Here is a 15,566-nt window from a genome sequence, read left to right as displayed (position 1 = left end):
TTGTCGAAAACAGCAACTCAGCCGAGGAGGGCCGCCATCGCCGCCCTCGTCGGAACAGTGCTCGAGTGGTACGACTTCATCGTGTACGGCACCGCCGCTGCGGTAGTTCTCAACAGACTGTTTTTTCCGTCCGAGAATCCGCTGGTGGGGACCTTGGCCGCCTTCGCCACATACGCGGTCGGGTTCCTGGCGCGACCCATTGGAGGGTTGATCCTCGGACGGATGGGCGACCGTCTTGGCCGCAAGAAGGTCTTGGTTTCGACCTTATTGCTCATGGGCGGTGCGACAACGGCGATCGGCCTCCTCCCGACGTACGCGACCATCGGTATCGCGGCCCCCATCCTGCTCGTTGTTCTGCGCCTGATTCAAGGATTCGGAGCGGGAGGGGAGTACGCAGGCGCAGTAGTACTCTCGGTCGAGCACTCGGTACCCGGCAAGCGCGGTCTTGCGGGTGCATGGGCGCCACTCGGTTTCTCAGTCGCCACGTTGCTGGCGAACGCCGTATTCTATCTCTTCCTACTCATGCCCGAGAAGCAGTTCGAATCGTGGGGGTGGCGAGTTCCGTTCCTCCTCGGTGCGGTGTGCGTAGTAGTCGGCTACATCATCCGGCGACGAGTGGAGGAGCCGCCAGCCTTCGAAAAGATGCAATCACACCGCACCGCACCACCGAAGCCGTCGCTGTTCGCTGCGCTCAGAGAGCATCCTCGTAGCTTCCTCATCGTCGTGGGTACGCGGATGGGGGAGAACGGTTTCGCCTACCTTCTGCCCGTCTTCGGTGTCGCCTACGTTTCGAAGACTCTCGAGTTGGGTGACTCGGTGGCATTGTGGGCAGTGATGATTGCTTCAGCAATACAGCTGATTACTGTGCCGTTCTATGGTGCGCTGTCCGACCGAGTCGGCCGGAAACCCGTCTACATCGCAGGAGCGGTCGGGTCCATACTGTGGCTCGCACCCTTCTTCATGCTGACCGGGACGGGCTCGACGGGTGCAGTGATCTTGGCCTTCGCCATCGGGTTGGGATTCGCCTACCCCGCCATGCTTGCCCCCCAAGCCGCCTGGTACGCCGAACTGTTCGATACAGAATTCCGGTTGTCCGGCTTTGCGTTCTCGCGGGAAGTCGGCTCCGTTCTGGCCGGCGGGTTGGCTCCGTTCGTTGCTACCGCCCTGTTCGCATGGACCGGATCATGGTGGGCGATCGTGGGATACATGACAGCTCTGGCGGTGATTGCATTGGTGGCATTGTGGATGGGGCCGGAGACGTTGCGCCGGGAGATGGACGCGACTGATGCCAACCCTGGAGGCGACGAGACGACACGCTTTGCAGCGTCTGACTCAGGTCGGCAATGACACACAAGTCCAGCGACTTCGGTATTACGCGTCGGGCGGCTTCGATGCCGCGGTAGGGTACGCGTGGCAGCAGAGGACGCTTGTTCGGCTCCTCGGATGTCCCGCATGATCCATTCGGTTGCCCCGTGGTCTTGGTCAATAGGAACGCTGAAGAAGGACCGGCGCGACACATGGTCGCCCGCCTCGATTGGGATCCCGCCGATTTCGGCTCGGTCACGTACCGTGGCAAGGCGGTGAAGGCGCTCGTCTCCCTTGAGGTGGGTGCCGTCGCGACTGGGGAATCAGCGTACAGACGCCCTGGAATGATAGAGATCCTTCCCGAACAGCCAGAAACCGCGAGCAGGTAAATCCGTCGCGGGTCGCTCCGAACCGCCAGGTGTGGCTCCCGTCAGCGGAGCCGAAACTGACCCGACAAGAAACTTGGGCGGCAACCCCTGCCCGGACGGATCCCTGCTACGCCTTCACGAGCTGGACGAAGCCGTGGTCGCGTTGCAACCCTCGCAGTTGTTCCCCGAAGTCGGTGTCAAATCATATGAGACAGGGAGTGGGTCACAGCCGACGGTTCATGGCAGTAATCGGCGGGACTGCGACGGCGCGCACTCAGTTTTTTCTGGGGCGCGTGGACGGGTTCGTTGATGTAGAAAGTGCTCGGGATTGAGGGCGGTGTCGGCCGGCTGGAGAACCAGCGGGGTGCGCGGCGTAGGCGTCGTCAAGGTGATCTGACGAGCTTCGTCGATCGCGTCGACGGTGCCGAAATGCACCGAGGTGCGTGTGCCAGGCGATGCCGCTGTGGCGATGAACGTAATTGTATTCGTTGAAGAATCCTTCCAGGAATACTCGCGCATCAGCAAGGAATGCAAAGGACTCGGGAAATCATGGAGTCACTTAAGGGTCTTGAACTGGGCCTCCGAATTATCTCGAATTCGAGATAATTCGGATCATCCGAGGTGTGGTTCATACCAACTGTGACTGACCACCGTCGCGCGGACTGCTCGCGCTTCATGTTACCAAAACTAAGAGAACAACCGGTTGCGCATTCCTGCCTCGCATGCTGTACTTGTCCCCTGACATACCCGATGACGAGCCTCTTCGCCATGCCGATCCTCACGGTCGGCGCCCTCGCAACATCGTGAATAAACCTCCGCTGCGGCGGTTCCATGTCCGTCCGCAGCAGCGTGCATCCTAACCCGGGAGTCATCCATGTCCCTGAAAGCGAAGTTCCGCGGCCCCGCGACCTCGATCGACGATCAAGTGGAAAGCTTTGCCACCGAGAGAGTTCCAACGAATCAACGATGGCCAATCCCTGCAATCAGCGTCGTCCTCCTCGGTGGCGCGACCGCAATGTTCTGGTTCACCTACGGCGCTCAACACCTGTTCCTGGTGGGATTCCCCCTGATCCTGATACCAATCGGCTATTTCGTCGTCGGCGCAGTACTGACGGGCATGTTGACGATGCGCGTAGCATCCAGAGAGGGTTTGTCTCCCAACCTACTTAGCCGCGGCCTCGGATTCGGGAGTAGGGGCGCTGCGGTCACGTCATTCATATATGGAATAAACTACGTCTACTATTTCCTCTTCGAAGGCACCATCGTTTCACATGCAATTGCCATATACTTCGATATCCCGATCGACTCCTTCAGCGGAACCCTCATCTACGCCGCCTTCGGACTTGTCACAATTGCATTCGCCTGGCGCGGCATGCATGCAATGTCCTTCCTGCAAAAATGGGGATTCCCCTTCTTCGTCATCACAGTAGGTTGGGCGGTATACATATTTTCCAGGGATCGCGATCTGGTCGGCATTGGAGATTGGACCGCGACTCAACCTCTCACATTCGCCGCGATGATGAGCGCGCTCAGCCTCGCGAACGGACAGGTCATCTTCCAGGGGCTGATGGCAACCGACTACGGAAGGTTCGCATCTCAGCGCATCCGATACCGTGGAACCGCCTCGATCATGATTCTCGAACTCATTCCCATGCTGATCGTCATCGGACTCGGCTGCTTCTTTGGCATCAACCTGTACGGCGAGCTCAGCGGTCCCGACGCCCAGTCGTACGCTCAGGACCCCGGCTACCTATTCGTCAACGTAATTGGGCTGCTGGGCGTTATTCTGGTTGTAGTCACCCAGATCCGCGTCAACGTTATGAATCTCTATTCAGGTTCGATTGCTTTGGCTAGCGGATTCGAGGTGGCAGCGAAGATCAAGCCGGGCCGCCCCTGGTGGATGTTCCTCATTTGGGGTGTGGGGGTTCTGTTCTATGTCACCAACGTTTTGAACCATCTCGGTACTTTCCTCGCGATTGCCGGCGTTCTCACCAATACCTGGGTGCTCATCATCCTCGCGGACTACTTCGTGTGTCGGCGCTGGATGAAACTCGGTAAGCCCGAGAACGTCGAATTTCACGAAAACGAAGTCCCGAAATGGAACCCATGCGGCCTGACGTCGCTTGGAGTTGCGGTCACTATCGGTGCCATGGGAATCATTGGGATCTATCCGATCTACTTCGCCTCTTTTGTTGCAATGATCGTCGGTCCCCTTATTCACATTGCGCTGACCAGGGCGACCGGCGGGCGGTATTACAAACCGAAACGTACTGCAACCCAAACCGAAGTGAACGCATTGGATGAGGCTGACGATGACCACGACCCGCTGTCTGTCTGAGGAAAGGGACGCAGTGACCACACCCCGCCATAACGTAGACGACATCCGTCGGCTCAGCGCCGCAGTCAATCTGGTGGTCGAGAACCATCGACTTTCTGAGCTGTGTGAGGCCGCGAACCATGCCGATTCGTTCATCTGCAAAGTCTCACACATACCGTGCGGAGAGACAGCGCCTGCCACCTCATTCGACCCCCGTTGGAAGTAGACGAGCATGCAACCATATGAGCTGTCAGTTTCTGCAGCATCCGACCTGATCAAGTCTCGAGCACTGTCTCCAGTAGAACTGACTGCTTCTGTGCTCGATCGAATGGAAGCCACAGAACCGCTTGTGAACGCTTACGCGTTGACACTCGCCGAGAATGCGCGGGCAGCCGCAGAAGTGGCCGAGCACGAGATTTCGTCGGGCCATTACAGGGGTCCGTTTCACGGCATTCCCATCGGCATCAAAGATCTGTACAATATGCGAGGTCTTCCCACCACTGCTAGTTCACGCGTCCGTGACGCATTCGTGCCTACTCAGGACAGCGCTGTGGTGGAAAAACTCACTGCGGCAGGCGCGGTGATCGTTGGGAAAACACATACACACGAGTTCGCCTTCGGTGGAGTAACACCCGGCACTAGCAACCCTTGGAACACTCAATTTATCGCTGGCGGGTCCAGCGGCGGGTCAGCTGCGGCGGTGGCTGCAGGTTCGTGTCTATTGGCCACCGGAAGCGACACCGGAGGCTCAATCCGCATCCCAGCCGCGTTCTGCGGAATGGTTGGGCTCAAACCGACGTACGGTCTAGTCTCCCGGCGCGGCGTCACACCCTTGTCGTGGTCACTCGACCACGCCGGACCCATCACTCGTAACGTGGCAGACGCCGCACTCGCTTTGACCGTAATGGCAGGGTATGACGACCAGGATCCGGGAAGTCTGAAACTCGAGGCACGCGACTACTCAGCCGATCTCGATGGTGGCGTCTCCGGATTGCGTATCGGTGTTCCCAGCAACTTCTACTTCGACCGAGTGGACAGTGAAGTCGTCCGTCGTGTAGAGGTTGCTCTCGGCCAATTCGAGCAGCTCGGGGCGCGTCTCGTCGAAATCGAAGTCCCGATGACTGACTATGTAGAAGCGCTGGAGTGGGCAATTCTTCTTCCAGAGGCCAACGCATATCATTCCGAAATGCTCCGCAGCTCAGGCGATCTCTACTCCCCGGAGGTACGCACGATGTTGGAAGCCGGCGAGTTCGTATTCGCCAAGGACTACATTCAGGCGCTCAGAGGACGGGCGCTCATGCAGAACGCGTGGCGTTCGATGTTTGGGCAGATTGATGTCCTGGCGGCCCCGACGCTGAGTTCGTCACCCGCTCGTCACGATCACACACACGTGACATGGCCAGACGGGTCATCGGAGGCGCTGACTGAGAGCTACATGCGATTGTCCGCGCCAGCAAATCTGTTGGGTCTACCTGCCCTGTCCGTGCCCATCGGAATGACGGAAATCGGTCTTCCCATCGGGATGCAGATAGTTGGTCGTCCGCTCGAGGATAGGACGGTCCTGCGCGCCGGCAACGCATACGAAAAGGCATTCGGCCAGTTCGGCAAGACTGCACCCTTGTTGGCCGTTTCAGACACGTCGGGCAGGGCGTAGGCCTCCGCGTCACGTTGCCGAACCGATGGTTGACGGCGGTGCCCGGTCGTCGGGCGATATCGGCGGGCACTGAGCTGTCCATCCTCGGATGTGGCAGGTCGCTCGAACCGAGCTTCGGCCTGCTTCAGCCATGATCCACCGTCAGCGTGACTATGTGAGCGGATCGTACACGAGGGCCCCTGTAGGTCAGGAAGCTCTGAGTTGCCACACAATAGATTCCGGCACCAGGACAGGAGAATCTCGCAGGGGAAAGCTGCTCGCACCGTCACGCCGTTTTCGATGATCCGAACCTCGTCTCGGCCGCACGCCTGTTCCGGTGATGCAGCTGGCCGAGACCGCGGGCCTGCCCGACCGACTCGACCGACGTCTGGGCGTCGATTCAGCGAACCTGGTGGTCAATTCCGTGGGGCAGATCGCCAGGTCGGCGTAGTCGTCGGTGTTGATGACTTTTAGGACCTCGGCCCGTTCCGCGTCCGTGAGTGCCTGCCCGTTCCCCGCGGGCTGGCGCGGTCTGACCGGTCCGATCATCGGCGGTCGCCGGCGACGGTAGTGGCTCGCCCTCGAGAGCCCCGAGAGGGCGCAGGAGCGGGTTACGGGCACAGCGGCGGCGGTCAGCACGGCCATCGTGGTGTTCAGGGCTTCTTCGGCGACGGCGGCGTGCCCGTGCTCGTGGAGATCGACTCCCAGAGCACGGGTAGTTTTCCCATGATCTCGAGCGCGGCCGCCGTCTGCGCTAACTGCGGGGTCAATCGGGCGTTCTCACGTGCCAGGCGTTCGTTCTCCCGAGCGTGGAGGTCTCACTGTTCGACTTGTGGGGAACGGGACTTACGCGTATCGGAGCCCGCTGCGTCGCGGGCTTGCGTCCACTCGCGAAGCTGGGATTGGTACAGGCCCTCGCGGCGCAGGACCGCAGACTTCTGCCCGTGTGAGTCCTGACTGTAATCGTCGATGATCTTGTTGCGGTACTCCACGGTGAACGTTCGGCGGCTCGGCTTCGCTGCCGAATCGACCGGACCACCCTCTGGCGAAGGATCGGGATGCCCGTAGAACTCCGAATCGGCACGCAACAAGGCCTTCGGCGCACCGCCACCGCGCGCCCCGCCAGTCTGTGTCCGCAGCCGGTCGACGGTGGCCGAGATGTCGGCGACCATGCGGGCGGCCCCGCGCGGCGAGCCGCACGCGCCGCGGCGCAGTCGCTGTCGCTGTCGCTGTCCCACGATCGTCCGCGCGCAGGTGTCGGTGGTGACCGTCGCGATCAATGCATTGAGCCCGCGGACCCCGAAGTAGTCCTATCTGGAGCCCTGCTTGCCGCGACCAGGGATTTCGATGATGAATTCGTCGATATCGACCAGTACCCGTCCGGTATCGATACCCGCGACCACCAGAGTGCAAGCAGCGAGGGCGCACAGGAACCGCGTCGCGACGGCGTCGAGTTGCCGGGCGTGCCCGAATGTGAATTCTCGGAGGAACGATCTTAACGTCGACGGTGCGTACGGGCGGTCGAAGACCGTCCCCATCGCCCCGTGCCGCAATACCGCCATGTCGGCGATGCTGTCCGCGCCGGCGACCATTCCTCCGACCAGCGACCCGACCTTGCGGCCGGGGTTGGCACCTTTGTCGGTCGGCACGCTCAGATGCGCGTCGGCGAGGGTGAGCAGGCCGCTGGCCTGCGCCAATGCCGGACGTGTGCGCTGTTCCAGCGGCGGGTGCGGTCGGGCAGGCATGGTCGCACTAGTCCTGGCCAAACTCGGAGGAGACTCCATCGCTGAAACCGTGCGAGCACTTTGACCGATGATGGGGCGTCTGCGCTGACCTCCAGGTATTGGGGAGAGACAAGGGGCGCTGACGATGAGCAGCGTGCTACCGGGATAGTCCTTGTCGCCAAGGGGCCATTCCGCAAACTTCTCATTGCGGACGGCAAAGAAGTCGTCGAAAGATGCTGAACTCGTGAGATAGGTAAGCGGTGTGGCGGACCTGTCCGCATTCACTCACCTGTTGACCGAACATTCCGACGGGAGCCGCCGGCAGGCGTGGCAGCGGTTCTTCGACCGTGTCGGGGAGGCGGCGGTCATCGAATCGGGCCGCGATGTGGTGGAGGCGGTGGCCGGGTTGGGGTTCGTGGTGGTGTCTCCGACGACCCGGCCGGTCTCGTACACGGGCCAGACCCGGTTATGGCTGAGCGAGAACGGTTTTCCGCCGGGGCGGGCGTTGCTGTGCCGCTCTAGCGGCGATCACCGTGCTGCCGTCGACGTCAAGGCCGGTCACTGTCGGGCCGTCGGGTCGTGGTTGTCGGCGTTCGTCGATGACGAGCCGGAGTCCGTGACTACCCTGCGGTGTCGCGGTGTGCGCGCACACTCCTTCGGCGAGTTGCGCGGACTCGGGGTGCGGGAAGTGCGAGCGACGCTGACCGACGGGACACACGGGGAAGGGGCACCGGTCCTGGGGTGCCCCGACCTGGACGTCGCGGTCACCGTGGTGCGGCGCCGCACCACAGGCGCGGCTCGGTGGCACAGGGGGTGGACTGAGTCGGTTCGCCGGCCGGAACCCGGATTGGGGCTCGTCGGCGCGCGGACGCCGAAAACTCGCCGTCCGCGTTGCTGGCCGTCGATCTCACCGGCTGTTCGTGGCGGGAACCGCGTCGCGGCGGAGACGCGGATCGCCGGGGGGCGGGCGGGCGGGACGCAGGTTCGGGAGCATCCGAGGAGTGCGCTGGAGTGGCAGCGGGAGATCGCCCGTGTGGTGTCCTCGTTCGAGGGTGCGTCTCGGCGTCCGGCCGGCGGCATCGAGGTCGACTTCGAGCTCCGGTTCGATCTCCGGGCGACGGGGCTGGCTCTGTCGTGGCTCAGCGACGCGTTCCGCACCGCATTGGATGCCGCCGATCTCGCCGACACCGGCGGTGTGGTGATGCGGGCGTTGTTCGACACCGCCGATACCGATGTGGTCACCATCCAGTTGCAGCGGCTGCCCCGTGCCACCGGCGGCGCTGTGACCGAGGGTGCCGGTTGTGATCGGGCACCGCCCACCGAGCGGGGTGTCGCCGATCCGGCCGCGACCGTCACAGCGGGCACAGTCCGGCCCGGGCGTGGCAGTGTCGAATTGGAGACCGCGACCGGCAACTTCACCTACGCGTTCCCGCTGTCGCTGTCGGGTGACACGATCTCCTCGACGGAGGTCTCGGAGATCCTCTCCCCGTCGGGGAATGTGAATCGGGCCCTGGCCAACGCCAAGCGGAAAGCTCATCAACTCCTCGGGCTGAGGGTCGGCAATCAGTACCGGTATCCGTTGTTCCAGTTCGATCGCGAGCGCAAACAGATCCGCCCGGTCGCCGAGCACGCGAATCGGCTGATGGAATGTGACCTGGACCCGTGGGGGACCCTGGATTGGTGGTTCACTGAGAATCCCCTGATCGGTGACCGGCGGCCGGTGGACCGCCTGATCGCGCACGCGCTGACGGAGGCCGAGGTGGAGCTGATGGTGGCGGCCGAGCAGATGGGCATGGACTGACACCGGTGAGCAGTGAACGCTACAACGGCCGGCCCCCGCAGACCCGGGTGATCCCCGCGGGCACCGCACTGCACCGGATCTCCGGCACCGGGTCGCCATACACACCGAACTCGTTCAACAGCAGCGGTATTCGTGCACTCGGGGACCCGCTGCAAGGGCGGTTCGAGCCGATCGACGACTCTCACGGCGGATACCTGTACGTCGCTTTGTCCCTCGCCGGGGCCGTCGCGGAAGGCATCCTGCGCGACATCCCCATTCCCCGGTCGGGGATCGTGCGCCGGACACGGCTCGCGGGCAAGACGCACACCCGGATGGTCCTCGGCCGGGACATCACCGTTGCCTCCCTGCTGGACGGCGACCTGCGATCGCTGAACCTGTCCGGGACGCTGGTGGGCTGTGACCGTGGCGCCTACACCTGGTCCCGCACTACCTGCCATCAGATCCTGGGCGCCGACCCGCATACCGACGGGGTGATCTACCGCTGCCGCAACAACCCCGCCGAACTCGCCCTGATGCTGCCCGGCCGCTAAGCCCTCGACTCGAGCGAACTCACCATCGCCGAATCCCACGACGTGCTGACCGACCCGGGCACCTGCGACGAGGTGGTCAAGGTCCCAGGCGAGGTCGACCACCTGAAATACGTGGGTGCGGGCAGCGCCCGAATTCCGTAGCCCCGTCCTCGAGAACGGTCACGAACGGTTGGATGCGCATCCCGCGTCCATGACGCAGTATCCGCAACCCGCGTTGGGATCGGAGATCCGTTGGGGGGAGTGTGGGTTCCGGTGTGGGGGCTCTCTCGGTCTCCTCGCGGCCGTGATAGTGGGCTCGAACACCTTCCCACCGTTATTTTGTGCTGGGCCACGTTTCACGTCATGGCAGTCTCGAGGACTTCGGTGCATGTGCGAAGGTCCCGCCGGGCTGACCGCTAGTCGTTATAATCAATTGCGGTGCAACACTATTCGCATTCGTCATCCTCGCGGCGGAAGAGATTCCTGGCCTTGGCCGCAGTGGTCCTGCAGGACTCGGCACCGTCGACAGATGGTGCTCTGTACGTCCTGCTGGGCGAAAAAGGTGAGGGGCGGGTCCTCGGAAATCAATGCGACCCGCGTGTGATCGGTAGCCGTTTCGATCCGCTGGCAGTGAGACGGCCGAAACGCCGCTACTGTTGCGTTCGACGATTGCCTGACGAGAAGGAGAACAATATGGCGGTACCACCGAGGCGTTCTGCAGATTCGGCGAAAAGGACGACCAAAGAGATTCGTGAGTGGGCGACCGGGGCGGGCTTCACGGTGTCGTCCCGCGGCCGGATTTCGGTCGAAATCGAGCAAGCCTTCCATGACGCTCGAGCGAAGATGGCTCAGGCTGAACCGGAGCCGGTGAAGAAGACGGCCTCGAAGAAGGCAATCGCGGAGACGACAGCTGTGAAGAAGAAGGCCGTAAGGAAGGTACCCGGGGAAAAAGCCCCTGCAAAGCGGGCGGCGAGCAAGGATCCGGCGAAGAAAACGACCAAGGAGATTCGTGAATGGGCGATCGGGGAGGGCTTGGAAGTGTCCTCCCGTGGCAGGATCCCGGCCGAGATCGAGCAAGCCTTCGACGACGCTCAGGCGAAGAAGGCTCCGGTCAAATCAGCGCCGGCAAAGAAGACGGCAGCGAAGAAGACAGCCGCCAAGAAGACCGCCGCTGCAGCTCCGGTCAAGAGGATAGCGGAGAGCAAAGCTCCGGCGGAGAAAAAGATAGGCGCGGCGAAGGCGGCTGCGGAGAAGCCGGCCGGGAAGAAGGCGGCCGTGAAGAAGCCGGTCACGGCCAAGATTCCAGTGACTAAGGCAGTGGAGAGTAAAGCCCCGGCGAAGACGACGAACAAGGAGATTCGTGCGTGGGCGATCGCAGATGGCCGCCAGGTGTCCTTCCGCGGAAGGATTCCGGCCGAGATCGAGCAAGCCTTCCACGACGCTCAGGCGAAGAAGGTTCCGGCCAAAACGGCGCCGGCGAAGAAGACGGCCGCGAAGAAGACGGACGCGAAGAAGATAGCTGCCAAGAAGGCGGCTGCGGCGGCTCCGGTCAAGAAGGTAGCGGCGAGTAAGACTTCGGCGGAGAAGAAGGTAGTCGCGACGAAGACGGCCGCGACGAAGACGGCGGGGAAGAAGACAGTCACGGCGAAGGCAACTTCGGAGAAAACGGCCGTGAAGAAGACGTTCGCGGCGAAGGCGCCGGCGAAGAGGGACTGGGTGAGTAAGGCTCCGGCGAAGAAGTCTTCGAGGGAGATTCGGGAGTGGGCGATCGGGGCGGGTCATGAGGTGTCCTCCCGCGGCCGGATTTCGGTCGAGATCGAGCGAGCCTTCCACGATGCTCAGGCCGAGATGCCGGTCGCGTGAGTTGCGGCCTTGCCCTGACGCACAGCGTGACCATCCTGCCGCGAAGGCTATGACCCGGTGGGGATCATGATCCCCGGCGGTGGGCGGTTGTCCGCGCAGCGGTGAACGGGGAGGGGTGCGAGGTATCTCGGTGAACCTGACGTGATGATTCCCGCGGAGTGTATTGGGAGGGCTGCATATGCGTTGGGAACCGTCGGTGGCCGCGGTTGCCGGTATCTCTGAGCACCTACCGGTGACACGATGGGTGGGTGGGGAGACAGAGTGGGATCTTCGGGGTTGTGGGTGTGGTCGTCGGACTGGTGGCGGTGGTGGTGTTCGCCGCGTTGACGTCGCGGCCGTACATGGTGGCGGCGTCGTTCCAGCCGGGGTTGACGGATCCATCGATTGTGTCGGTGATCGTGCTTGGGGGCGCCGCGGTGGCCGGGGCCGGTTGCGGGGCGGTGCTGTGGTTGTCCGGGTGGCGGGTGGTGCGGGACGCGGCGAGTGCGGACGAACGGCGCCGTCGGCGTACGTTCCTGTTGGGCCGGACCGTCGCCGCGGCCCTGGGCGGTATCACGGTGGGGTTGTTACCGATGCTGGTGTTGTTATATGCCGCGTTCACGGCCACGGTGGGCATCGCGGTGGAATGGGCGGTGGTGCTGGTGCTCTACGCCGGCAGCGCGGTGCTGGCGTACGGGTGCGCACTGCTGGGTGTGTGGTGGGTGTTGGCCGCGGCGGCCGATGATCGGCGCGCGGCGACCATGCGGATGCTTGCGGTGCTGCTCCCGGTGGGTGCGCTGACGGCCACGGCCGCCGGTGTGGGCGCGGCCGGGCTGTTCGGGTATTCCACCGTCCCTGCGACGTTCGTGTGCGTCGTCACGGTGGTGGCCGCCGTGCTGACGGCTACGGTTGCGTTGGCTCGGGTGCTGACCCGGGCCCCGGCCGCAGGTACCGGCACCGGGTGACCGTGCCCGCCCAACACACAGAGCAACCCCTCGACCCCCGGATCTCATTCCTTCGCCTCTTCGGCACCGACGTCGAAGGCGGCGGCCTCTGGTTAAGCTTCTTGGTCAAGTGGTGGACCACCGAGGCGCAGGTCCGCCTGAAACAATCTGCACCTGGGGGCACGACGTTGCGCCGACGCGGCATCTGCGACGCCTGAGACCTCGCACCGCCGCCGCGGTCAGGAACTCACCGAATCCGCCGATCTGCGTGCGCCGTCGTGGCGGTGCTGCTGGTGGCGTCGTTGCCCGTGGTTAGGGTGCGGCGGCGCGTTGGCAGTTGGGGCAGTGGGTTTCGTCGGTGTGGGTGACGGTGATGTGCCGGGGTGTCAGGGCGGCGAGGAGTCGCGGGTGGATGCGGGGATGGGTCAGGGGGAGATCCAGCGGTTGCCCGGTGCGGTCGTGGGCGACGGTGATCGCGTTGTCGCAGTCCCAGAGCGCGAGGGCGTGGTCGTCGTTGTAGGCGGTGCGGTAGCGGAGGCCGTCGACTTTCGTTGCGGCCGGTTGGTCTTCGTAGATCGCCCTCGTCCATTGCTGGGTGAGGCCGTGGTGTTCGTTGCCGGCGGCGAGGGCGGGAAGTGCCCCGATCGCCAGCGCTGCCCCGGGGGTGGTGAGGTCGTAGGTGACGATGTCGCGGACCGGCCGGACTTGGGTGATCCGCCAGTGCGGGCACAGGGCGGCGACCCCGGCCTCCCCGAACACCTCGCAGGCGCTGGTGGCGAGGTCCACCGCCAGATACAGCACGGCGCGCGCCCGTCCGGGTCGATGGCGGGCGGGCTGGGGGTGTGGTGGTCGAAGCGGGAGAGTGGCCCGAATCGGCGGAAGGTGATCCCGTTGGGGGTGAACCGATCCCGGTGATAGATCCGAAACCACGACGCCGCGGTGGTGGGGTCGGTGGGTGTCCAGGTCCAGCGGTGATCCGCCGACGGCAGTGGCCGTGTCGGGGCGGGGAGGGGCTTTACCATCCGGCGGCGGTCAGGCCGGTGACGACGGTGATGACGTGGTCGCTGTCGCGGGCCATTTCCTGGGCGGGGGTGCGGCCGGCGAAGGTGGTGTTGGGGCGGGTCATCCACCGCGAGAGGCTGACTTCACCGCCGGGGAACGCGCGGGTGAGGCGGTCGAGGTCGGGCAGGACCGGATCGGCCCGGTCGGGGGTGAACTGCCAGGTCGGGAACCGCCACTCCCGGCCGTCCTTGAGCCCGATGAGCCGCCCGTCGGCGGCCATGTCGGACACCGTCTGCCGGGAGACGCCGAGGATGTCCGCGACCTGGGTGCGGGTGAACGAGGCGGCGAGTTGCTCGCGCCGCTGATCGACCTGCAACTGCAGGTTCTCCTCCTCCAGCGTCGCGGTCTGCGCGGGAGTCGGGGCCGGCCCCCATTCGTCGTCGGGGACGCTCGTGAGGCGACGGCCGGGGGCGGGCACCGGCAAAGGACCGGTGGGGGTGTTCGGGGCGGACTGTTCTTCCCGCAGGATCTGCGCGGCGACCTCGAGGGCCTCGACCTTGGTTTGGACGATCCGTGCCGGTGAGCGCGGTGTCGGGGTGGTGATGGTGAGTTCGGTGACCCGTGACCACGCGAGGGTGCCGCGGTCCTCGGCGACGGTCACCTTCCAGCCGCCGGCGCGGTGGCGGCGACCGGCGAGGTGGCGTGGTGCCCGCACATAGGGGGTGGTGTGCGGGGTGTGTCGTCGTGTCCCGGGCATGGTGTACCTCCTCTTGGGCCTCATTGTACGGGTAATGCGGGATATGCGGGAAGTGCGGTAGTAGTGTGCGGAAGAGTGCCGCGGGCGCTGCCTGAGAGCCCGCACTACCGGAGGTGACGGCTGCGGTCGTCTGGGTTCGTGGGGCGAAGGTAAGGGTGGTTCCGTGGGTGCGCCGGGCACGGCGCGGTCACTGGGGGCGCCGCATCGCAGACGCGGCGCGGTGGCAACAGGGAGGGGACTGCGGTACGCACTGCCGTCTTCGTGGGCTTGGGCTTCGTCGTGTCCACTCACCATCCGGCGGGGGGTTGCTCGGCCGACGCTCCAGAGGGGGGATGCCACAATCATGTCCATGCCCGAAACGCCGAAGGAGAACCGTGGCCCGATCGTGCCGGGAGCACGGGTCCGGGTCCGGGCGGGCGGCGCCCGTTTGGCGTGGGTGTCCGGTGTGGTGGTCGACGACTACGCCACCGAGGCGGGCGTGAGTGCCGGTCACGAGTGGGCGCCGGTGCGCCGGTGGGCCGTCGCGACGGATGACGGCACTTTGGTTTTCGTCGACGATGGTGCCATCGAGGCTGCCCAAGCAGAGGAAAGCTGAGACGAGGATCGGTCCGGTACGGCACTTGGCTATCGCTTCGACACGATGACCACCGTGGGCGGTGTGGGGCGGTGCGCCGCTACCAGGGCGGGTGCCGACCAAGTGCTCGGGGCTATCTCGGTGGCTTGTCGAGTTGTTTCCACTCGTGTGCCCAGCGCCGCAGTCGGTTTCGTTTGAACAGGGTGTGTGCGAGAGCGGTGGGTAGGACGGCCGGGCCGGCGGCGAGTGCCCAAATCCCGAATGCGGCGGTCACCGCGACCATGGTGTTGTCCCGGGTGCTGGGGATGGGGACCTGACCATCGAACCGCATCCGATCAGCCGTCTCGCCGGTCACCTGAACCTCTGATCCGAACATCGAACGCCGATCGGTTGCACGAGGAATACATAGGATCCCGCCCGGTTCTGATCGATCAGCGGTGACCGAACTTGCCCACTCGGTTTCGGTTGCTGGGCACGGTCGGCGGTAACGCCCCGCGGGGGTATCCGGGAGGGGTGGCGACGACGTCGGTTTTTCTTGTGGGGCAGCCAAGCGCAGCCCCCTCCAACGATGGATATCAGCTGGCAGGGGCGCTACACGGACAACCTGCACGTAAGTGACGAGCAGCGCATCACTGATTTTCGTGAGCCGGCATCGGGAAGTCCAGAGACTGTGATCCACGCCATTGCACAAATTTCTGCATCCTCGAATTGCCGAGCAGTAGGTGCGCGGTCGACGCCTTCGATCGGTGTCTGTGTTCGTCACAGGGATCGGCTCGGGACTCGCGGGGAG

Annotated in this window: 12 protein-coding genes and 1 pseudogene; 8 read left to right on the top strand and 5 right to left on the bottom strand. The window is 64.0% G+C overall.

Annotated elements, in window-relative coordinates; translation table 11 throughout:
• Positions 1-1,347 (top strand): MFS transporter, encoded by a 1,347-nt coding sequence (locus GO592_RS40660; protein WP_105421019.1) that lies wholly within the window; start codon positions 1-3, stop codon positions 1,345-1,347.
• A 563-nt stretch (positions 1,348-1,910) separates the two neighbouring features.
• Here GO592_RS40660 and GO592_RS46785 read toward each other — a convergent pair.
• Complete coding sequence (locus tag GO592_RS46785; protein ID WP_202715251.1) at positions 1,911-2,192, bottom strand: hypothetical protein; 282 nt, start codon at positions 2,190-2,192, stop codon at positions 1,911-1,913.
• Between the two features lie 355 nt (positions 2,193-2,547).
• Here GO592_RS46785 and GO592_RS40650 point away from each other — a divergent pair, with 355 nt between their 5' ends.
• Positions 2,548-4,011 (top strand): purine-cytosine permease family protein, encoded by a 1,464-nt coding sequence (locus GO592_RS40650; protein WP_202715250.1) that lies wholly within the window; start codon positions 2,548-2,550, stop codon positions 4,009-4,011.
• Between the two features lie 211 nt (positions 4,012-4,222).
• Positions 4,223-5,644 (top strand): amidase, encoded by a 1,422-nt coding sequence (locus GO592_RS40645; RefSeq protein ID WP_105421023.1) that lies wholly within the window; start codon positions 4,223-4,225, stop codon positions 5,642-5,644.
• A gap of 1,034 nt (positions 5,645-6,678) precedes the next feature.
• Here GO592_RS40645 and GO592_RS40640 read toward each other — a convergent pair.
• Positions 6,679-7,323 (bottom strand): annotated as a pseudogene (locus GO592_RS40640) (IS1380 family transposase); the annotation flags it as partial.
• Positions 7,324-7,639: 316 nt separating this feature from the next.
• Here GO592_RS40640 and GO592_RS45410 point away from each other — a divergent pair.
• The 4 genes from GO592_RS45410 to GO592_RS40615 all read left to right on the top strand — a co-directional run bounded on the left by GO592_RS45410 (position 7,640) and on the right by GO592_RS40615 (position 12,464).
• Positions 7,640-9,148 (top strand): hypothetical protein, encoded by a 1,509-nt coding sequence (locus GO592_RS45410; protein ID WP_237737264.1) that lies wholly within the window; start codon positions 7,640-7,642, stop codon positions 9,146-9,148.
• Between the two features lie 5 nt (positions 9,149-9,153).
• Complete coding sequence (locus GO592_RS40625; protein WP_007297278.1) at positions 9,154-9,678, top strand: RES family NAD+ phosphorylase; 525 nt, start codon at positions 9,154-9,156, stop codon at positions 9,676-9,678.
• Positions 9,679-10,350: 672 nt separating this feature from the next.
• The gene (locus GO592_RS40620) at positions 10,351-11,520 is read left to right on the top strand and encodes an Lsr2 family DNA-binding protein (RefSeq protein WP_007297277.1); all 1,170 of its coding nucleotides are present in this window, start codon (positions 10,351-10,353) and stop codon (positions 11,518-11,520) included.
• A 248-nt stretch (positions 11,521-11,768) separates the two neighbouring features.
• On the top strand, positions 11,769-12,464 hold the full coding sequence (locus GO592_RS40615; protein WP_157234221.1) for a hypothetical protein: 696 nt from the start codon (positions 11,769-11,771) through the stop codon (positions 12,462-12,464).
• A 291-nt stretch (positions 12,465-12,755) separates the two neighbouring features.
• Here GO592_RS40615 and GO592_RS40610 read toward each other — a convergent pair whose 3' ends face one another.
• Positions 12,756-13,244 (bottom strand): RES family NAD+ phosphorylase, encoded by a 489-nt coding sequence (locus tag GO592_RS40610; RefSeq protein ID WP_007297274.1) that lies wholly within the window; start codon positions 13,242-13,244, stop codon positions 12,756-12,758.
• Positions 13,245-13,458: 214 nt separating this feature from the next.
• Positions 13,459-14,202, bottom strand: a complete 744-nt coding sequence (locus GO592_RS40605) for a helix-turn-helix domain-containing protein (RefSeq protein ID WP_007297273.1) — start codon at positions 14,200-14,202, stop codon at positions 13,459-13,461.
• Positions 14,203-14,551: 349 nt separating this feature from the next.
• Here GO592_RS40605 and GO592_RS40600 point away from each other — a divergent pair, with 349 nt between their 5' ends.
• Positions 14,552-14,797, top strand: coding sequence for a hypothetical protein (locus GO592_RS40600; protein ID WP_050998610.1), 246 nt, complete (start codon positions 14,552-14,554; stop codon positions 14,795-14,797).
• 112 nt (positions 14,798-14,909) lie between these two features.
• On the opposite strand, the gene GO592_RS40595 is transcribed toward GO592_RS40600, so the two are convergent.
• On the bottom strand, positions 14,910-15,152 hold the full coding sequence (locus GO592_RS40595) for a hypothetical protein (RefSeq protein WP_007297271.1): 243 nt from the start codon (positions 15,150-15,152) through the stop codon (positions 14,910-14,912).
• Positions 15,153-15,566: the final 414 nt, after the last annotated feature.

Source organism: Rhodococcus sp. 21391 (genome assembly GCF_016772255.1).
GTDB classification, from domain to species: Bacteria; Actinomycetota; Actinomycetes; order Mycobacteriales; family Mycobacteriaceae; genus Rhodococcus_F; species Rhodococcus_F opacus.
Note: the sequence above shows the minus strand (reverse complement) of the source record. Positions and strands in the feature narration are given on the sequence as shown.